This is a genomic window from Streptosporangium sandarakinum (assembly GCF_013409935.1).
Lineage (GTDB): Bacteria > Actinomycetota > Actinomycetes > Streptosporangiales > Streptosporangiaceae > Streptosporangium > Streptosporangium nondiastaticum.
On the sequence record NZ_JACCCO010000001.1, the window covers coordinates 2768464 to 2787104 of the forward strand.

Here is an 18641-nt window from a genome sequence, read left to right on the forward strand (position 1 = left end):
CCGCCGGTCGCGCCGGGAAATCTCCTCCTCCGCGGACGGCGCAGACGGTGAGAGTGGTCGGAGTTTCCGCTACAGTGGTGGACGCGGCACACCGCTGCGGGTGTAGTTCAATGGCAGAACATCAGCTTCCCAAGCTGACAGCGCGGGTTCGATTCCCGTCACCCGCTCCACCTGAAAGGCCCAGGTCAGGGATCAGATCCCGACCCGGGCCTTGATTGTTTTCAGGGCCTCTCTCACCTTCCGTGCCCGTTACGTGCCCGATCCCTGCTGATCTTCGTTCTTCAGTGCCTCCTCGGCGAGCCTGCCCATGCCGTCGGCGATCTTCCGGTCCCGCTCACTCTCGGTGTGCAGATAGATCAGCGCCGCTCGTGTAGTGGAGTGGCCCATCCGGTTCATCAGCTCACGGAGCGTCGCTCCCGACTGCGAGGCGAACGTGTTGCCCGTGTGACGGAGATCATGGAAGTGGACACCGGAGAGGCCGGCGTCCTTGTCCGACCCCCTCCGTCTTTCGGCCGGACCGACCGCACCGTCACACCCGTCTACCGAGCGCGTCCGGACAGCACCCCCGTCCAGACTGCCCGCGCCTCATCGATCGGCCACAACCGCGTCTGATGCACCCGATGGCCCTGGTCGTGCTGCACCGTCCGCCGGATGAACCCCTGGCCGGCTCCCGCGCACAGCTCGTAGACCATCGCCAGGCACGCGCAGGTCCAGGCTGTCACCCGCACTCGTTCCAGCACCGGGTACGGCTCCCGCCACTCCAGCGGCACGTGATCACGCTGAACCATGGCGACGTGCGGGCTGAACCCGGCGCAGTCATCGCGGAGTGGCATCGCCGGCCTGCCCGAGCGCCTGGGGAAGTGGGCGCTGCCGTACGAGTTCGGCGTAACGGAACGCCACCCGGCGCGCGGCCCGGTCCGGTTCCATCGCCGAGTGCCAGGCGTAGACGGCCCGACGCCGCCGCTCATCCCAGCCACCCGTCTGCCACCAGAACCGCAGGCCGTCCGACCACACCACCAGACCGGCCCAGACCGACACCACGGCCAGCCCGTAGCCGTCGATCACATCGGCGGGGATGCCCAACCGGTGAAGCGCGCCGCGCAGCCCCTCCCCGGCCTCCACCGGGGAGAACACCTCATCCCTTACGGCGTCCGCGGAACCGATCGCACTGTTCATGACCGCTCCTGCTCCGCCGCAAAGGCGCCGATCCCCTGACAGGCCGAGCAGGCGTCTCGCACCCGCGGCATGGAGGCGACCGGACCACCGGGGCCGGCGATCAGAGCCCGCCGGAAGCTGACGTACTTCCAGCCCCGGCCCTCGCAGGACAAGCACGGTTCAGTCATGAAGCGAGATTCGCCGAACACCACGTCGCGTCTCGACACCGCGCGTGTATCACCTTCGATCATGACGTCTTGCTTTGTCTCGTCTTTGTCTCGTCTCGATCGCTAATCTGGGCGTGCGAGGGGCCTCCGCCTACCGAAGGGCACGGAGCATGGCTGATCGACAGGTCCTGTTGAAAACGCTCTTGCACCAACGTCACTGGCAGACCTACAGCACGTTCTGCAAGGAGTACGACAAGGCCGCCCGATCGGTGGACCCGGCGCTGGAAGGCAAGAGGCCGAGCCGGGCGCAGCTCCATCGCTGGCTCTCCGGTGAGCTCAAGGGCCTGCCCTACCCCGATCACTGCCGCGTGCTGGAAGCCATGTTCCCCGGCCGGACAGCCCAGGAATTGTTCTCCCTCTCCCCGAACGGAACCGGTACGGCGACGCCAACGGTGCCGGCCCAGCCGCCCAACGGCACGGCGCAGGCAGCGGTCAACCCGATGTCGCAGATGGCCGACGTGACGGCGGTGTTCAGCAGCCGGTCGGCGTTCGCCGCCGCGTTCCCTCCGACGGCGCTGTTCGACGACGCCCAGGAGATCCACGCCGCCGGCCTGTCGCTCAACATGCTGTGCCAGAACTACCCCGACCACCAGCTCAAACGGCTCCTGGAGAACGGCACGCGCATCCGCTGCCTCTTCCTCGACCCCGAGGGCAGCGCCATCCGCGCCCGGGAGCAGGAGGAGAACCATCCCCCCGGGACGCTCACCACCCTCACAGCACTGAACATCAGCGTCCTGTCCCGGCTGAAGGCCGGCCTTGTCCCGGAACCGGCCGAACGCCTGGAGGTACACCTCTACGACGAGACGATCCGCTTCAACATCCTCATCGTGGACGGAAGGACCTGCGTGGTTCAGCCCTACCTGCCCCAGGCCCGCGGCGTGGACTCCCCCACGTTCGTGATGAACGACAACACCGCGGCCAACGGCCTGTTCCCCGTGTTCGAGCAGGTCTTCACGTCGATGTGGGAGCGGAGCCGCCCCGTATGAACCTCCCCGTCACGTCGCTTCTGGAGATCGCCGAGGAGGCTGTCACCCTCGCCGGCCGGATCGTGCGGACCACGCTGCCCGGAGCCGTCACGGCCAAGGGAGACCGCGACATGGCAACCGAGGTGGACTACGCCGTCGAGCAGGCCGTCCGCGACTTCCTCGGCCGCGAGACACCTGAGATCGGATTCCTCGGGGAGGAGGAGGGGGTGACGAGGGGTGCCGACGCCGCGCTCACCTGGGCGCTCGACCCCTTGGACGGCACCGCCAACTTCCTGCACGGCATTCCGCTGTGTGGTGTGTCCCTGGGGCTGATCCACCGTGACGTCCCCGTGGTCGGCGTGATCGACCTGCCATTCCTCGGTTCCCGCTACACCGCCGCCGAAGGCCACGGCACACGGGCCAATGGGACTTCCGTCTGTGTCTCGCAGGCCGCCGACCTGGAATCGGCGATCGTCGCCATCGGGGACTACGCCGTCGGCATCGACGCTGCCGAAAAGAACCGCCCCCGGCTGGCCCTCACCCAGCACCTCGCCGCCCGCGTCCAAAGAGTTCGCATGTTCGGATCGGCGGCCATCGATCTGGCCTGGGTCGCCGAGGGAAAGATCGACGCCAGCGCCATGTTCAGCAACAACCCCTGGGACACCGCCGCAGGCGTCCTCATCGCCCGCGAAGCCGGAGCCATGGTGGTGGACCTCGACGGCAGCCCCCACACCATGAACTCCCGCGGCACCATCGCGGCCGGCCCCAAAATCCTGGGCGAACTGGTCACACTCATCGCAGACGCACGGCAGGCCGCCGAGCGGACAGGCAAGCATCGCTGAGAATTGCCGAATTGTCCTTATAGGGATCAAGCGGCGGCGCGGCGCGCCGCCGTACCCCCGGCCCTCCGCCCGCCCGCCGTCCGGGCGTGCGGCCTGGGGGCCGGTCCCGGACGGCGGCGGGACACCGGGCCGGGCACCGCACGCCGGCCCCGCCGTACCAACCGAACGCCCCGACCGGGGTTGCCACGCCGCCGCACAGATGCGCCCCTCACGATCGCCACGGCATGGTCCGCCGCCGTACAGGTCGGGGGCGATCGACGGTCCAGGGCTTCGTTCCTCAGCCCTGGCCCACCGGGCAATGCGGTTGCGGGCTGCTTCCAAGCCAAGGCAAGTCCTTGAGCCTTGCGATCAGCGGGAGCCGTTAAAGGTGGGTCAACCGGCGAGACTTGCTCAGGACGAAGCGCGGGGGTGTCGTCTGGCGGTGATGTTCGCCGCAATGAGCAGCCCGGCAGGAACAGCTGCGAGAAGGAAACCGCTCGGTCCGATCAGGCTGACGGCCAGCGCTCCCCAGGCGAGGATCACCCAGCCGACATACCCGGGGACGTTTTGTCCCTGCCGCCCCGCCCGCGCCACCAGTAGCCCTAGCAGCACCAGCACCACAACGAATCCACCGGGCAACGCCCAGAACGTTGCCACCGAGTCGCTGTCCGCGGCACGGTTGCGGAGGTCCCCGGCGAGCCAGCTAGACCAGGGAGCGAGGCGGGCGAACACGGCGGTGTGCGCCACGGCGATCAAGATCATGCTTCGGCCGGCCCAGATGGTGAGCCGACTCGGGGGCGCGGACAATGCAGGTGGGTAGGCCGCGGGTGTAGTGCTCATGGTTGCCAGCTTCTCTGAGCCGCGGTCCGGTGTGACTCCCCCCGCAGGGGGATGCCGCTCCCTCGCTCCGGTGAGTGGCACAGGTGTGGCGCCTACAGTCGCAGCCGTGGTCGACTCTTTGCGCCATAGCGCCAGGATGACAGTCACTCGCGCTCCAGATCTGCGCCGCCAGCCTGTACAACGAGGCCGTTCTGGGAGCCACCTTGGGAGCCCCCCGGACGGACGATCACGAACTGAGCCGAACGAACCTGAACGGCGGGGCGACGGCCGACCAGCCCGGCGAACGCGTCCGGACGGCTCTGAAGATCGTTTGGGGACCTACGGATCAGAAGGCATGACCGTGCCCGTCGCGTGCCCGGCGGGAAGGAGATCAAGGGGGACTCACGGGGAACCACGGGCACTCGATCCACTCCCCCGCAGGTCAGTGTCTCCCCAGCTCAGCGACCCGCCGCCATAGAGACTTCCCAAGCTGACAGCGCGGGTTCGATTCCCGTCACCCGCTCTCACTGTGAAGACCCAGGTAGGGACACGATCCCCGTCCGGGCCTTGGCTCATACCGCCGACCCTAGGCAGAAGGTCTCTGTCGGTGCGCAAGTACGGTCACTGCGCGCCCGGCCGAGGTGGAACGCAAGCGTGCGGGCAGTCATTCTCGACACCAGTCGTTCGCCCGCGCACGGAAGGGGACTCGCGCCCCGGTGAACCCAGGGCCGAGTCACCCCGACGTTGAAATGACGGCCTGTCTCGATGATCAGCCGCAGTGAGTCCAGCTCGATTGCCAGCCCTCACCGACACCGGCGCTGTTCGAAGCATGGCCTCCCCACGAGACACAGGTGCCGGCAGCGTTGACCTTCACGGGACCGGCGTAGATCTTGTAGGAGCCGGTGTCACTAATCTTGCTGCCGCCCTTCCTTTGAATGGTGGCCCCCGTAAGGGTGTAACCGCCCTGGTACTTGCTGCTCTTCCACGTCACCACACAGTTGGTGCTGCCGTTGTAGAGCAGGTAAATCGTGGCGAGCCCGCTGATGGCGTGGCTGTCGATGACGTGGTAGCTGCCGCCGCCGCACGCCGCGGTCGGCGATGACGCGGCCATTGCCGGGCTGCTCATGACCACGGAACTGGCAAGTGCGACTGCCGTGGCGACCGTGAACACCGCTGCCTGCTTGAATCTACGCATTGTCTGGCTCACTCTCCTCAAGATCATACTTTGACGCTGGGCAGCGTAACGGATCGTCACCATGCATCGTGATGAAGCTAGACATTTCGTAGAGCCTCACTCCGGGCTGCGGCTCATTCTGGGTGCGCCCATACTTAAGATCATGGAACCGACCACGCCTAGGCTGCTGCTGCGTGACTTCCGTGCCAGTGATCACGCAGCCGTGCACGCGTTCGCCGGCGACCCAGAGGTGACCCGCTACACCGACCGGCCCGGGATGCACGCGTCGCGCGAGAAACACCAGGTCGCAGACTGATCACCGGGCCATTAGCGGGCCATTAAGAGGGGTGACGAGGGGTCAACCACGGTCACTCAGGACCAGCCTTCCGCCCAGCTCAGTGCCCCAGCGGGCCGTGATCGATGCAGTTCCCAAGCTGACAGCGCGGGTTCGATTCCCGTCACCCGCTCCACTTGAAAGGCCCAGGTCAGGGGCTGGACCCCGACCCGGGCCTTGATTGTTTTCAGAACATTCTCGATCTTCACGGGCCATCAGCGGGCCGTCAGGTTCCGGATCACCCCGCCGCCGCCCCGGTGCCCTCGTCCTCATCGCGCGCTTCGAGTCACCGGTCGATCGCGTCCATGATCACTCTGCCCGCACCGCGTACGGCACGCTGACAGATCATCATCGTCCGCACGTTGTCGTGACCCATACGGGCCATCAGATCCTTGAGCCCGGCACCTGACCCGGCGACGAGCATGTCACCCGTGTGACGCAGATCATGGAAGCGTAGACCGGGCAACCCCACCTTCCGGACCACATCCCGGGGCGGCGTCCATGACCGCGACCTGCCACACCGGCTCTCCGACACCAGAGCAAGAATCCAGATCATGAGATCGGAGGTTGCGAAGCTACGGCGTTGGAGCGGTGTCACCCTGACCCTGTTGACCCTGCTCTGGCTGCTGGTCCCTCCGATCCTGCTCGTGAAAGGCATCGCGGCAGGCTGGGATCCCCCGTCGACCGAGACCACATCTCGCGGCTTATGGCTGCGGCCGGGATCGTGGTGGTCGGGGTTCCTTCGATGGCGGCAGTCGTTGCAGCACGGAGTGGCCGGAAGACCGCCGTATGGCTGTTCGGCACCGGGACGATCTTGTCCTTGCTGATCGTCCTCGCCTTCATCGTGAGCGACTAGAACGGCCCGGTCCTGCCTCTCGGCGCGCCGGCACCCGTCTTGCCGCGCCGAGTGCAACGGCAACGCAGAGGACAGATGCAGAGACGGCTCGCGGTTACGAACGACGATCGTAAGCGGCGGTGATCTGCTTCCTCTAACCTGCCGCCGTGCCCACCGATATTTACGGCTTCATTGAGGCTCGTCACCCGTCCGCTGCTGAAGAGTGGTACGAGGGAGAGCCGTGGCCGGTGGCCATGCCCCTCTATCCGCTGTACGACGGTGATGACCACGTGGCGTTCGGTTGCCTCTTCGGCGTCCGTAACTGGCTCGGCTGGACCCCGGTCGCGGCCGGCCGCGGTTTACCGGCTGACGTGTCAGAGCATGTCCGTACCGATTACGAGGGTTCCGTAAGGGTTGATGCCGCCACGCATGGCTGCACGTGGGTCGCCTGGTCGGAGCTGCGTGATCTTGACATGTCCGCCCGCCCGGCCGCGCGCGGAATACTTCAGGTCCGCTCAGGGCCGGGCTCCTCGACCTACCGCATCCACAGGTATCGAATCGATGACCGGTGGCCCAGCGAGATGGTCGAGCAGTATGGCATGTCCCCTCTGGGAGGCTCGCCTGTCGAGGCGCCGGCAGGCCGCTGGGAAGCTGCCGGAGCGACACTTGAATACGGCCCGGTGACACGGCTGCACGCGCTGGGGCCGGGCACCGGGTGGGAACACGTCTTCGAGGTGATGCGAGCTCTGGCGGGGCGGTTCGGAGACGATGGCGTGCGACTGGTGGTCTGGTTCGATTAGAGGCCGATCATTCGATCGGATAGGCGTCTTCCAGCTCGTACCGGTCCGCAGGGAGCAGTGCCTCCACCACGGCCGGCGCCGTACCCGAAGCGTCCCGAGCCGCGCCGTAGACGGCCGGCAGCGGTGTGTTCTTCGGCATGTCGGGCCGCTTGGTCTCGTCGGCCGTGGGCATGCGCGCGGTGATCTGTTCCACGATGTGATCGAACCGCACGCCCTTGCGAGACCGGAGATGTTCCCGGAGACCCTGCGGAAGCGGTTCGGCGCTGGTCAGGTCGGTGCCCTGAGAGAGTTCCACCGGCACCCACGGCGAGACCGTCTCGGTCGGCTCCCCGTCCGGGCGTGCGGCGTGGGCGCCGGTCCCGGTCGGCGGCGCCCCGGGCCGTAGCCGCACCATGCACCCGCCGTACCCGACGAGACTCGCCGGCACCAGCGACGCGCCGCCGGTGAAACCACTCGGCCAAGCTATGGGCGGGCACATAGCCAGAGCGGCACTGATCGATGACCAGAGGGTGTCCCCGTACTCATCGACGTCGAGTTCCGCCCGAGTGGTCTGCAAGAAGTCGAGGACACGGCGGTCAAGGTGCCAGCCCAGTGGCCGGGGTCGAGTTGTTCGCTCTTCCTCGGAGTTCTTGTCATCGTCACCGAAGAAGCGAACCACTTGTAGGACGGCAGTGTGTCCGGGCTCATGCCGATCCAGTTCGTCGGCGAGTGCTCCGATCGCTGGGGCGTATGGCTCCAATCGGTCGACCAAAGCTGCGATCATGTCGTCAACGGGCAGGCTCGATCCGGGAACGTTGATCTGCCAGATGTGCACCGCTGGACGAGGGGGCTCAAGCCTCTTACCGGCTCGAATCGTGACCTCATCCGCCTCAAGTCCCAGTCGCGTGGCCATCTCCTCTGCAGACATGCGTTCGCTCTTGAGAGCGAAGTACACGTACTGATCCACTTCCATGGGGCGACTCTAAACAGCCGAGAACCTCCGACTCACCCAAACGACCTGGAAAGATCAAGCGCCTGACTGCCGTGCCTTCGTGGTGGTGCCGCACCCATACCGCCCTGACGATCGCCTGGCGATGGCTGATCTCCGTAAGAGGCTGGGAGCGAACGACGGTCCGGGGTTTCGTCCCTCAACCCCGGCCCACCGAGCATCAGTGCGCGGAAGCGGCCGTCATGGGTGCGGTCGGCCCGGCCGTCCATCCCCACCTTCCACAGCGCCCGCTCGGCATCCACCCGGCCGGTGAAGACCTCCGGGTGGGTGCGAATCTCGCCGTGCCGCCGGAAGCGCAGCCGGTAGGCGTTCTCCTTGAGCTTGCGGACGTTGCCGACCGGTCGGCGGCCCACCAGGTCGGCCGGCTCGAAGACCTGGGCCACGGTCAGCACCGGCCGTTCCCGTCGGTCCAGGTGAAACTGATCTGAAGGGGCAGGATCAGGACTGCTGATGCGGTTTGGGTTTACCGCCCATCCGGGATTCAAATTCCCGAGCCTCCGCATTTCAGAGACCCCCTCCCGAACCTTGGGAGAGAGCCTTTGATTCTGAACCCTGTCAGGGTTGCGATTCTCACGCCCCGTCCCTGCCGAGGGTGTCTTCCCCATCTCGCTCAGCCTCGTCGCGCTTGGCCTGGACGTCGGCCCGGAACCCGGTCAGCCACCGGTCTTCGGGATTCGGGAGGGCCGGGAACGTGCTCGAAGGGACTGCTGGTGCTCCCTCGTTCGGGGGAGGCGCTTCCCCTGCTGTGGGGAATGACGTTTGACGTGCGGCTTCTACTCTCGTGATCATGGTTACCTCTGATCGCCGGCGACGCTGGCCGGCGTACGCGGTGGCGGTGCTGTTCCTCGGTTACGCCGCGGGGAAGGCCGCTTTTGCTCTGCAGGCCCGGCTCGGGTTCCCGGGCGGCCCTCCCGTATCGGCTGCCGAAACCGGAAGCTATTTCATGGAGGCGGCCACCGCACAGTGGCTCGCAACCGCTTCCGGCGTGTTGGGTGCGTGCGTCGCCCTCGCCACGGTCACGGCGCTGGGGCGTCGGGTGCCGAGAACGTTGATGCTGCTCGTGCTGGCCGGGATGCTGCTGGCCGTTGGCGGCGGCGCGGGGATCATGATCGTGGACGGGTTCGTCGGCATCGGTGTGGGCTGGCAGTGGTACCACGGAGTCCTTGGAATCCTCGTGATCGGGCTGTTCCTGGAGATGACCCGGTCCTACGCGGCGGCGACGAGACGTGTCGCGGGCTGATCGCGCACGGGTGGGCGCGTACGGGGCCGTGGTGTGCGCCGCGGCGTACGGATCGATGAAGCTCGCTCAGGCGCTGGGGGCCAATGCACTGGCCGACAAGGACCCGCTGCCCCCGCACCTGCGCGAACAGTTGCTTGCCCGTGATCCCTTGTTCGTGGCAAGCCACTGGTTGCTGGCCGGTGCCGCAATGGTCGGTGTCATCGTCGCGCTGGCCACCGTGAGGCCCTGGGGTGCGAGAGTGCCGCGCCGGTTGCTGCTCGCGATCACCGGGACGCTCGGAGTCTTCATGATCGCCCGGTCGATCGGCGTGCTCGGGTTCGGCTTCGTCGGCGACGTGCTGCTGTTGACCGGGGTTCGCCCGCCCCCGGTCGAGCATGCCTCGCTGGCTCGCGACCTGGCGCGTTGGGATCTGCTGCTGTGGTCGCCGTTCTTTCTTCTCTGGGGGGTGTGCTGGGCAACGGCCGGATGGCGGCTGGGCAGAGCGAGCAGGGTCGCGCCCGTGAGGCGGTGTGAAAGCTCGACGAGGTAGGTGCCGTGGGCAAGACATCATCCCGCGCACCGCTCGCCGTGGGATCGAATCCCGCCGGCGCCTGGGACGGCACCGCCGGGTCGTCGAGCGGACGGCCTCCTGACCGGCGGGATGCCCTCATTCACCACCGTCTGGTCACCGAATGAGACGACGCACGAGGAGACGAGCACTCCCTGCTGGCATGTGTCCGTTCCTCTGGAACATCGGGACGGTCATCACCACGCTGGTCTACGCCCACTGGACTCGCCCGCCGTACGGTGTCCACGGTTGAGGATGATTGAAGGCATGTTGTCACCCCTTGTCTGCCGCGCCACCTATCTGCGGTGGGCCTGTCTCGTCCTCGGCGGAGCGCTGCTGATGCCGTACGTGATGGTGGGCTCCATGATCGGTGGCCTGACCGGGTTGTCGGCCGCGTCAGGCGACTTGCTCCAGCCGCTGGTTTTCCTGGCGGTGCTGCCGCTGGTGGCACTGACCGGGCTGGTACTGCCGGTCCGGGCGCTGGAGGTGGCGGCGGCGCGTAGCCTGCTGGGCGCCGAGATCGACCCACTGCCCGCCGAGTGGGCGTCCGGGAGGCGAAGCTGGGGTGAGCGGCGGCGCACCGCCACCTGGTTCACCCTGCACCTGGGGGTCGGCGGGGTGATGGCGGGACTGACGCTGGCGACGGTTCCGTTCGTGGTCGTGGCGATTCTGCTGCCGGTCACCGGTGCCCCGTTCGACCTGTGGATCGTGTCCACCTTGCGGGCGGTCTGGTGGGGCGGCCCGCTGCTGGGCGTCGTCCTCCTGGTCGCGCTCGTCTACCTGATCGCCGGGATGGGCGCGCTGCTGGCCCGGTCGGCGCCGAAGCTGCTAGGTCCCTCACCCGCCCAGCGGCTGGCGCTGCTGGAGGAGCGGGTCCGCCGCCAGGCGGTCCGCAACGGCCTGGCCCGTGAACTGCACGACTCGATCGGGCACGCGCTGAGTGTGGTGACCGTGCAGGCCGGGGCGGCCGCCCGGGTCCTGGACCGCGACCCCGTGGCGGTCCGGGCCGCGCTGGGGGCGATCGAGGAATCGGCGCGCGCGGCGTTGGAGGAGCTGGACCAGGTGCTGGGGGTGTTGCGCGAGCAGGAAGACGAGCCGTCCACGGCCCCAGCGCGGACGCTCGCCGACCTGAGCGGCCTGGTACACGGGACCGGCGCCGCCGCTGAGGTCACCGGCGACCTGGCCGCTGTGCCAACCGAGGTCTCCCGGGAGGTCTACCGGATCGCCCAGGAGTCGCTCACCAACGCCCTGCGCCACGGGACCGGTCCGGTACGGCTGGCGCTGGCCGTGCACGACGACCATCTGGAGCTCGACGTGCGCAACCCGGCGGGACGGGCGCCTGGCAGGAGTGGACGCGGCATCGGTGGCATGCGCGAGCGGGTCACGCTGCTGGGCGGCGACTTCGCTGCCGGTCCCGCGGATGGAGAGTGGCACGTGTCGCTACGGCTGCCACTCCGTCCCTGAACGGTGGTGGATAGTGTCGGGCGCATGCCGATTCGTGTGGTCATCGCCGATGACGAGGATCTGATCCGGACCGGTCTGCGGATCATCGTCGACGCCGAACCCGACCTGGAGGTGGTGGGCGAGGCGGCCGATGGAGCGGCGGTGGTGCCGGTGGTTCGGACGGCGCGGCCCGACGTGGTGCTGATGGACGTGCGGATGCCCGCGGTGGACGGCATTCAGGCCACCCGGCTGCTGCTGGCGCTGTCTCAACCGCCCAAGGTCATCGTGGTGACCACCTTCAACAACGACGACTACATATATGACGCGTTGCGCGCGGGGGCCAGCGGCTTCCTGCTCAAGCGCAGCCGGCCCGACGACCTGGTCCACGCCATCCGAATCGTCGCCGCCGGGGAATCGCTGCTGTTCCCGGCCGCGATCCGCGCGCTCGCCGCGAACCGTCAGAGCCGGTACGCCGCCACCCGTGCCGTCCCCGGGCTCGGGAAGCTGACCGCGCGGGAGGCCGACGTGCTGCGGTTGATGGCCTGCGGCCGATCCAACATCGAGATCGCCGCCGAGCTGGTCATCGGGGCTGAGACGGTGAAGACCCACGTCGGCAACGTCCTGGCCAAGCTGGGGGCGCGCGATCGCACCCAGGCCGTCATCACGGCCTACGAGTCCGGTTTCGTCTCCCCCGGCTGAGCTGAGGGGCCACGGTGCTTCCGGGCAGCGGAGTCATCGGCCGCCTCTCCATGGCCACCGCCGAAAAAGCAAAGCCTTACTCGACAGCCTCACCAACGGCTTCAGCGAGGTGCTCAACCTCTTCACGAAGCGCTGTGAATGAGCCGGATGACGTCACCCCTCACGAGGCAAAGAGCGACGTGAAGACCGTGAGGGTCTACGGGAATGTGGCCTTCACCCTTGGTGTGGCACTGGCCCTCTTGTTCCTTCAGCCGTGCCACTGCTCCGCGAGCAGTCCGTAGATCAGAGTGTCGGCCCACTCGCCTTTCATCCAGTAGTCCCGGCGCAGGTGTGCCTCCTTGACCATGCCCACACGTTGGCACAGTCGCGCCGATGCCTCGTTCCGCGCATCGAGTCGAGCAATGACCCGGTGCATGCCGCAGCGCTCGAAGGCCACGCCGATGAGGGCTCGAACCGCCTCTGTGGCAAACCCGCGGCCCGACATCGATGGATGGAAAATCCAGCCCATCTCACCCCGAGACGGCGTCTCGTCGGCCGGCCACAGAACAACATCGCCGACGATGACCAGGTTCTGGTGTCCGGCGGTCTCCCGGTCGGCGGTGTACGGCTATCCGGACCGTCCCACACTGCTCAAGCTCTGCGACTACGCCCAAGCCCTCGACGCCGAGCTCCGAGGAGACGACGGCGAGGACCACCCCGGAGTAAAACCAAGCGCGCCTCCCCGCTCCCTCCATGAGCGAGGGCCTCGCCTCCGGAACCATTGCCGCGATCATAAGACGAGGTCGCGACTGGCTGAGGTAGAAGTCTTCTCGTCCCGTCTTCATCGACAAGAGGGAGCACCGGGTGACCGTTCGCGCATGGAAGCGACCTTCAGGATGACTCGTCACGTCAGCGGATCAGGCCCGGGAGAAGTGTGCGCGTCCGCGCATGATCCGAATCCCGTCACCGACTCCACGCCAGGAGACCGACGGCTTCCGGTCGGTCGGGTAACCCACGTGCTCAAGCGCACGACCTGATGCCACACTGTCGCGGTGTCCCGAGCCGACCTCAGCGAGACCGAATACCTTCGTCACATCGAGCACCTGGCGCGCGCCATTGTCGACGCGGCGGACGGCGAAGGGTGGCTCGCTCTCACCGGTGTCTCCGATGAAGTCACTCCCCTTCAGCGAGCAGTGATCGAAACGGCCCGTCAACTCCGTCACCATCACTTCGACGGGGACGGCTGCCTCGGCGGAGAGCTTCCGCTCATGAAACTCGCCGGAGTCATCGTCCTCCGACCGCATACCGTCCCCGCCGATATGAAAGAGAGCTACATCGAGATCTGCACCCGCCTGGGAGTCGAAGCCCGGCCCGAAGGATGGGCGATCTGGAACACCTGGGCCATGGACGGCCAGCCCATCTCGCTCGTCCTGGTCGACTCCAGCGGCACCGAAGGACTGCTCACGAACTGGTCACGCGGCATCGAGGCCTACCCGATCACCCCGCTGCCGGCTCAAGTGGTCCTGACCCTGCAAGGGTGGGTCACCCCTATGACCCTGTCTCCAGCCGGTACCCGGAGACTGGGGGCGACCCGACCCACCTACCGAACGCTCCCCATGAACCCCGATGCCTCCGGCGGGAGCGCTTCACCTGCGGGATGATCGAACGACTCCGGGCCATCACCGCCGGGTCCATCGTCAAGCCGATCTGGAGCCTTGATCGCCGTGCCATCAGCGTGCCATCAACCAGGGTGGCGAGGGGGCGGCCACGGTCACTCATGACCGGCCGAACGCCCAGCTCAGACGCTCTACGAGGCGCGATCGACGTACTTCCCACGCCGACAGCGCGGGTTCGGTTCCCGTCACCCGCTCCATACGGAGGTCGGGTCCCCATCGCCTGTCCGCGATGAACGCCCGCGCCGTTCGGGAGCGCGCTTCACCGGCTCGTGTCATCACGGCGTGTCGCCGGCGTGGCCGGTGCGGTCGATCTCGTCGATGAAGGCGAGGACCCGGGCGTTGACGCGCTCGGGGAACTCGCCGTTGATGGCGTGGGAGGCGTCCGGCCACAGTTCGACGACGCCACGGGCGAGCAGGCGGTGGGCGCGCAGGGTGGCCTTGCGCGGATCGTGGATGATGCTGCGCCCGGCGATCAGGGCGAGTACCGGCACGTCGACTCCGGCCACCTGGTCGTCCGTGGGGTACGTCGGAGGCGGCAGGAAGGCGGTGAAGTCCCGCATCCCGGCCGATATCAGGTTGGCGACGGGTTCGTCCTCGGAGGCGTCGGCTCCGCCGGAGATCCAGCTCAGCAGCCCCCGGCGCCACGACTCGGGGAAGAACGGCACCACCGATCCCAGCGAGACGACGACGACCTTCCAGGTCAACCGGCCGAAAAGGCTGGCCGGATCGAGCAGGCTCACCGAGGCGACCTTCTCCGGAGCGTGCAGGGCGAGGTGAAAAGCGCTCCACCCGCCGATGGACACTCCGACGAGGTGCACCCGGTCGTGGCCGAGCCGGGCCAGCAGCTCCGCCAGCCAGTCGGCCTGGTCGGCCGCGCTCGTGAACGCCCGGGTCTGTACCGACAGGCCGGGCTCGCCGAGCAGGTCGACCGTGTAAACCGGCCGGTGGCCCGTGAGGCCGGCCAGGTTCGCCTCCCACATCGGGGTGGACGCGGTGCGTCCCGGCAGCAGGAGAAGCGGTACGCCGTCGCCGGTGCCGAAACGATAGATCCGGACGGTCCCGAAGCGGGTCGCCACGTCCTGGATCTGATCGGGTTCGGGAAGCCGGGCCATGGCCTGGTCGTAGGCGTTCCGGTAGCGCGCGAAGGCGGACGCGTCACGGAAGTGGCCGAGCCGCCGCGGGCGGAACGCGGCTCCGATGTTGGGTTCCACGAGGTCGTTCACGTACGGGATCCTCCGTTCGCCTTTTGCAATACGATCGCATCGCATCAATATCACGATACACTCGTATCGCAAAGAGAGGAGGCCGGGCCGTGCCGAAGCAGGTGGACCACGCGGCGCGGCGGGCGGAGATCGCCCATGCCGCCCTCAGACTGTGCGCCCGGGACGGCCTGGCCGGTGTGAGCATCGGGCGGGTCGCCCAGGAGGCCGGCGTCTCCAAAGGGCTCGTGCAGCACTATTTCGCGGCGAAGGCCGACCTGCTGCGCGCGAGCGCACATCTACTCAGGCAGGAAATCGAGCACCATGTCCGCGCGGCGCTGCAGGACGCCGACAGCCCGGCCGACACGCTGCGGCGCACGTTGCTCGCCATCGTCGAGCTGGGCGTGCGCGCTCCCGTACTCCTGCTCGCCGGGCACGCGTTCCTGGCCATATCCGTCGCCGACCCTGAGGTACGCGGGCTGTACCGCGCGGGCGGCGATGCGGTCCATCGCGAGATCACCGCGCTCGTGGCCGCCACCGCTTCGGGACCCGGCGTCGATGCCGGCGCCGAGGCCCACGTGCTTCTCGGGCTCGCGCGCGGCCTGGCCGACGGCGTGCTGGTCGGGGAACTGGGCGTCGCGGAGGCGGTCGCGGTCCTCGACCACCAGCTCGGCCGGATCGGCTTGCCTGCGGACTCGTGATGGGAAGGCGGATCCCCGAAACAGGTCGACGGCGACGGGGGAGGCTCCGGTGGTCGCCCGCCGGCGCTCCCGGGCGGACTCGACGCGCCTGAAAACCGTCACCGGGGCGACGGCCGGGCTCCTGCACCCTGCCCGGTGGATCTCTCGAACGGTCGCGGGTCCCGCCGCGACCGGCTCACTCGGGCGGAGCGATGGCAGGTAGGGTCTTCGCCATGTTCGAAGCCAGAGACGTCATCGAAGTCATCGGGCTGCTCCGCGATGGTGGATGCAGGGTCTGGGTCGGAGGCGGCTGGGGCATCGACGCGCTCGTGGGCGAGGTCACCCGCCCCCATCGGGACCTGGACCTGATGCACGACGCCACCCAGGAGCCCACCCTGATCGAAATCCTGGAGAACACCGGTTTCGCCGAAAGGCACGACATCGTCCCCGGACGGCCTGCCCGGTTCGTCATGCGCCATCCCGACGGGCGGGAGCTCGATCTGCACCCGCTGACCTTCCAGCCCGACGGCTCCGCCGTGCAGCCGGCCAACGACCGGGGGGACGTCTTCCCCTACCCCGCGAACGCCTTCGCCACCGGCACGATCCTCGGCACGAGCATCGCCTGTCTGTCGGTCAGGCAGCAGGTCCACTTCCACCAGGGTTACGAGCCGACCGACCGGGACCGGCACGACATGGCACAGCTGCGCAGGATCTACGGCATCGCCACCCACTTCTGATACGGGCGGTGCGGGCGAGCACCTCCCGGCGAGGGCCGGCCCGGCCTCCGACCGGCTCCGGGCCCCAACGGGATCCGCCGGCCGCGAGACGTTCCGGGACCGTCTGCCGCCATGGCTCATGCCACCAGGACCGCTCTCCCGAGTGCGTGCCCGACGGCCGTCTCGTTGAACGCCCGGACGGTCGCCGTCTCCGCCGCCTTCACCCAGGCCAGGCCGAGTATCGAGGGAGGCAATCCCGTGACGGGGATGAAACTGACGTCCGGGCGCCTGTGGTAGGCCGCCGTGGGGGTGCAGAGCAACATGCCACCCCGGTTGAGCGCCACCTGGGTCAGGCCCTCCTGACTGGTGGTCACCGTACCGGCCCTGGGAATGGGACGGCCGGAGGGGGTGGCGGACGGTGCCGTACGCTCGCGCCACGCGCGCGGAGCCGGGCCGTCCAGTCCGATCAGGGAAACGCCGGCCAACTCCTCCGCGCTGATGCTCGAACGGGCGGCCAACGGATGGCGCGAGGACACGCCCAGCCGGTACGAGACCCGGTTCAACCCTTCGCCCGTCGCCAGGTCGGGCTCGTCCACCGGGAGCAGCGTGAACGCGATGTCCACCTGCCCGGCCCGCAGCTTCCCGAAGGGGTCGGAGAGCGGGATCTCCACGAGCTCTGTCAGGCATCCCGGGTACCGGCGCTCGAAGGCGCACACGCTGCCGGTGACGACCTGCGTGGGCGTGGCCAGGAAGCCGATCCGGATCACGCCCGTCACCTCGCGGGCGTCCGCCTTGGCCCGGCTGACCGCGTTCGCGAGGCCGTCGTAGGAGGGGCGCAGGTCGGCCAGGAACCGTTCGCCCAAGGGCGTGAGGCTCACGTGCCTACTGGTCCGCTGGAAGAGCCGGCCGCCGATCCTGTCCTCCAGTGAGCGGATGAGCTGGCTCACCCGGCCGGGTGACAGGTAGAGGCGCTCGGCCGTACGCGCGAAGTGCAGTTCCTCACCGAGCACGATGAAGCACTCCAGTTCCCTGAACTCCATCCCCGCCTCCGCCTGGTCGTTTAGTCCACCTAAACCAAGCCTTCGGCCTTCGGCGTTGTTCCCGCCGGTGGACGGCAGAAGGCTGAACGGCATGACCATGACTGACGTCTCCACCGCCGCCCGAGCGCGCTGGCTCGCGGTTTTCTCGGTGGCGGTGGGCACCTTCACCGTCGTGACCAGCGAGATGCTGCCCGTCGGCCTGCTGACCTCGATCTCCGCCACCCTCGGCGTCTCCGACGGGACGGCCGGGCTGATGATGTCGGCGCCCGGGCTGGTCGCCGCCGTCTCCGCGCCGGTGCTGGCGATCACCGCTCGACGGCTCGACCGGCGTGTCACGTTGCTGGGGCTGATGGCGCTGCTGGCGGTGGCGAACCTGGCGGGCGCGTTCGCGCCGAACTACCCCGTCATGCTGGCCGCCCGGGTGCTGACCGGGGTGAGCATCGGCGGGTTCTGGGCCTTCGCGGCAGGGCTCGGCCTGCGACTGGTGCCCGAGAGGTCCGTCGGCCGGGCCACATCGATCATCTTGGCCGGGGTGTCGGTGGCGTCGGTGCTGGGGGTGCCCGCGGGGACCTTCATCTCCTCGTTCGCGGGGTGGCGGACCGCGTTCGTCTCCATGGGGGTGCTGGCCCTGGCCCTGCTCGCGCTGCTGGCCGCCGCCCTGCCGCCCCTGCCCGGCGAGTCCCGGGCGGAGGCGGCCGAACCGGCGCCCCACGGGCCCCCCTCCCCCGCGCCGAAGAGGTCGCTCTCCCGGCTCTCCGGCCCGCTCAAGGTCGTCCTCGTCCTGACCGTCCTGATCGTGGCCGGCCACTTCGCGGCCTACACCTACGTCCGGCCGTTCCTGGAGCAGGTCTCACACGCCGGTCCCGCCTTCGTCAGCGTCGCCCTGCTCCTGTACGGCGTCGCGGGCGTGGTCGGCAACTTCGCGGCGGGCGCGTGGGCGGCCAGGAACCCCAGACCGGTCCTGGTCACACTGGCCGCGCTGATCGCGCTCTCCACGGCGGCGCTGCCTCTGGCCGGCCTGCCCCTGATCATGCTCGTGGTGTGGGGTCTGGGCTACGGCGGCGTGGGTGTGACGCTGCAGCTCTGGATCATGCGGTCGGGTGGCGGCGAAATGGGCACGGCTCTCTTCGTCGGCGCCTTCAACGTCTCCATCGCGCTCGGCTCGTTCGCCGGCGGCCGGATCGTGGACGGTGTGTCGCTCTCCGCGGTGATGTGGGTGGGAGCGACGCTCGCCGTGGTCAGCGCGGCCGTCTCGGGCATGAGCAGGACGGCCGCTTCGTCGGAGGGCCGCGTCTGATCCGGGT

The 18641-nt window shown here is 68.3% G+C and carries 21 protein-coding genes, 1 tRNA gene and 2 pseudogenes; 14 read left to right on the forward strand and 10 right to left on the reverse strand.

The genetic code is table 11. The features are described 5' to 3' along the window. Positions 1 to 96: 96 nt before the first annotated feature. A tRNA-Gly gene (locus tag HDA43_RS12260) sits at positions 97 to 170 on the forward strand. Between the two features lie 79 nt (positions 171 to 249). Here the strand turns inward: HDA43_RS12260 and HDA43_RS35915 are convergent. Genes HDA43_RS35915 through HDA43_RS12275 form a run of 3 tightly spaced genes read right to left on the reverse strand, consistent with a single transcriptional unit; the run spans position 250 to position 1176 of the window. Next, positions 250 to 573, reverse strand: coding sequence for a tyrosine-type recombinase/integrase (locus tag HDA43_RS35915; RefSeq protein ID WP_179823127.1), 324 nt, complete (start codon positions 571 to 573; stop codon positions 250 to 252). After that, positions 540 to 833, reverse strand: a complete 294-nt coding sequence (locus HDA43_RS12270) for a hypothetical protein (protein ID WP_179819946.1) — start codon at positions 831 to 833, stop codon at positions 540 to 542. The genes HDA43_RS35915 and HDA43_RS12270 overlap by 34 nt, the downstream gene beginning before the upstream one ends. After that, a complete protein-coding gene (locus tag HDA43_RS12275) occupies positions 817 to 1176 on the reverse strand; it encodes a hypothetical protein (RefSeq protein WP_179819949.1) in 360 nt (119 codons plus the stop codon). Before HDA43_RS12275 ends, HDA43_RS12270 begins: the two co-directional genes overlap by 17 nt. A 316-nt stretch (positions 1177 to 1492) precedes the next feature. On the opposite strand from HDA43_RS12275, the gene HDA43_RS12280 reads away from it, so the two are divergent. Both HDA43_RS12280 and HDA43_RS12285 read left to right on the forward strand, forming a co-directional pair. Then, positions 1493 to 2368 (forward strand): DUF5919 domain-containing protein, encoded by an 876-nt coding sequence (locus tag HDA43_RS12280; protein WP_179819952.1) that lies wholly within the window; start codon positions 1493 to 1495, stop codon positions 2366 to 2368. Continuing rightward, entirely contained in the window at positions 2365 to 3189 is an 825-nt protein-coding gene (locus HDA43_RS12285; RefSeq protein ID WP_179819954.1) for an inositol monophosphatase family protein, read from the forward strand. Before HDA43_RS12280 ends, HDA43_RS12285 begins: the two co-directional genes overlap by 4 nt. Positions 3190 to 3579: 390 nt before the next feature. On the opposite strand, the gene HDA43_RS12290 is transcribed toward HDA43_RS12285, so the two are convergent. Continuing rightward, positions 3580 to 3975 (reverse strand): DUF6463 family protein, encoded by a 396-nt coding sequence (locus HDA43_RS12290; protein ID WP_376770500.1) that lies wholly within the window; start codon positions 3973 to 3975, stop codon positions 3580 to 3582. A gap of 781 nt (positions 3976 to 4756) precedes the next feature. Beyond that, the gene (locus HDA43_RS12295) at positions 4757 to 5194 is read right to left on the reverse strand and encodes a spore-associated protein A (RefSeq protein ID WP_218911694.1); all 438 of its coding nucleotides are present in this window, start codon (positions 5192 to 5194) and stop codon (positions 4757 to 4759) included. A 130-nt stretch (positions 5195 to 5324) separates the two neighbouring features. Here HDA43_RS12295 and HDA43_RS12300 point away from each other — a divergent pair, with 130 nt between their 5' ends. After that, positions 5325 to 5477 (forward strand): GNAT family protein, encoded by a 153-nt coding sequence (locus HDA43_RS12300; RefSeq protein ID WP_179819958.1) that lies wholly within the window; start codon positions 5325 to 5327, stop codon positions 5475 to 5477. A 1020-nt stretch (positions 5478 to 6497) separates the two neighbouring features. Next, positions 6498 to 7130 carry a hypothetical protein gene (locus tag HDA43_RS12305; protein WP_179819960.1) on the forward strand — a complete coding sequence of 211 codons (633 nt, stop codon included), beginning with the start codon at positions 6498 to 6500 and terminating at the stop codon, positions 7128 to 7130. 7 nt (positions 7131 to 7137) lie between these two features. On the opposite strand, the gene HDA43_RS12310 is transcribed toward HDA43_RS12305, so the two are convergent. After that, positions 7138 to 8082 carry a DUF4279 domain-containing protein gene (locus tag HDA43_RS12310; RefSeq protein WP_179819962.1) on the reverse strand — a complete coding sequence of 315 codons (945 nt, stop codon included), beginning with the start codon at positions 8080 to 8082 and terminating at the stop codon, positions 7138 to 7140. A gap of 32 nt (positions 8083 to 8114) precedes the next feature. Then, a complete protein-coding gene (locus tag HDA43_RS12315; RefSeq protein ID WP_179819965.1) occupies positions 8115 to 8510 on the reverse strand; it encodes a hypothetical protein in 396 nt (131 codons plus the stop codon). Positions 8511 to 8905: 395 nt separating this feature from the next. Here HDA43_RS12315 and HDA43_RS12320 point away from each other — a divergent pair, with 395 nt between their 5' ends. The 5 genes and pseudogenes from HDA43_RS12320 to HDA43_RS12340 all read left to right on the forward strand — a co-directional run bounded on the left by HDA43_RS12320 (position 8906) and on the right by HDA43_RS12340 (position 12047). Further along, entirely contained in the window at positions 8906 to 9358 is a 453-nt protein-coding gene (locus HDA43_RS12320; protein ID WP_179819967.1) for a hypothetical protein, read from the forward strand. 55 nt (positions 9359 to 9413) lie between these two features. Further along, the gene (locus HDA43_RS12325; protein ID WP_246423962.1) at positions 9414 to 9887 is read left to right on the forward strand and encodes a DUF3995 domain-containing protein; all 474 of its coding nucleotides are present in this window, start codon (positions 9414 to 9416) and stop codon (positions 9885 to 9887) included. Further along, a pseudogene (locus HDA43_RS12330) lies at positions 9880 to 9981 on the forward strand (IS5/IS1182 family transposase); the annotation flags it as partial. The gene HDA43_RS12325 and the pseudogene HDA43_RS12330, both read left to right, overlap by 8 nt. A gap of 191 nt (positions 9982 to 10172) precedes the next feature. Continuing rightward, positions 10173 to 11369: a sensor histidine kinase gene (locus HDA43_RS12335; protein ID WP_179819972.1), complete on the forward strand. Its 1197-nt coding sequence runs from the start codon at positions 10173 to 10175 to the stop codon at positions 11367 to 11369. Positions 11370 to 11393: 24 nt separating this feature from the next. Then, entirely contained in the window at positions 11394 to 12047 is a 654-nt protein-coding gene (locus tag HDA43_RS12340) for a response regulator (RefSeq protein ID WP_179819974.1), read from the forward strand. A 352-nt stretch (positions 12048 to 12399) separates the two neighbouring features. Here the strand turns inward: HDA43_RS12340 and HDA43_RS36670 are convergent. Further along, positions 12400 to 12615 (reverse strand): annotated as a pseudogene (locus tag HDA43_RS36670) (GNAT family N-acetyltransferase); the annotation flags it as partial. A 463-nt stretch (positions 12616 to 13078) separates the two neighbouring features. Between HDA43_RS36670 and HDA43_RS12350 the strand changes: the two are divergent. Then, entirely contained in the window at positions 13079 to 13687 is a 609-nt protein-coding gene (locus HDA43_RS12350; RefSeq protein WP_179819977.1) for a hypothetical protein, read from the forward strand. A gap of 290 nt (positions 13688 to 13977) precedes the next feature. Here the strand turns inward: HDA43_RS12350 and HDA43_RS12355 are convergent, their stop codons facing one another. After that, the gene (locus tag HDA43_RS12355) at positions 13978 to 14925 is read right to left on the reverse strand and encodes an alpha/beta fold hydrolase (RefSeq protein WP_218911695.1); all 948 of its coding nucleotides are present in this window, start codon (positions 14923 to 14925) and stop codon (positions 13978 to 13980) included. A gap of 89 nt (positions 14926 to 15014) precedes the next feature. Here HDA43_RS12355 and HDA43_RS12360 point away from each other — a divergent pair, with 89 nt between their 5' ends. Together HDA43_RS12360 and HDA43_RS12365 are read left to right on the forward strand one after the other, a co-directional pair. Next, entirely contained in the window at positions 15015 to 15602 is a 588-nt protein-coding gene (locus tag HDA43_RS12360; protein ID WP_179819982.1) for a TetR/AcrR family transcriptional regulator, read from the forward strand. Positions 15603 to 15814: 212 nt separating this feature from the next. Next, positions 15815 to 16318, forward strand: a complete 504-nt coding sequence (locus HDA43_RS12365) for a nucleotidyltransferase domain-containing protein (protein WP_179819985.1) — start codon at positions 15815 to 15817, stop codon at positions 16316 to 16318. 116 nt (positions 16319 to 16434) lie between these two features. Here the strand turns inward: HDA43_RS12365 and HDA43_RS12370 are convergent, their stop codons facing one another. Then, entirely contained in the window at positions 16435 to 17337 is a 903-nt protein-coding gene (locus tag HDA43_RS12370; RefSeq protein ID WP_179819987.1) for a LysR family transcriptional regulator, read from the reverse strand. Between the two features lie 91 nt (positions 17338 to 17428). Between HDA43_RS12370 and HDA43_RS12375 the strand changes: the two genes are divergently transcribed. Then, positions 17429 to 18634 (forward strand): MFS transporter, encoded by a 1206-nt coding sequence (locus HDA43_RS12375; protein ID WP_179819990.1) that lies wholly within the window; start codon positions 17429 to 17431, stop codon positions 18632 to 18634. Positions 18635 to 18641: the final 7 nt, after the last annotated feature.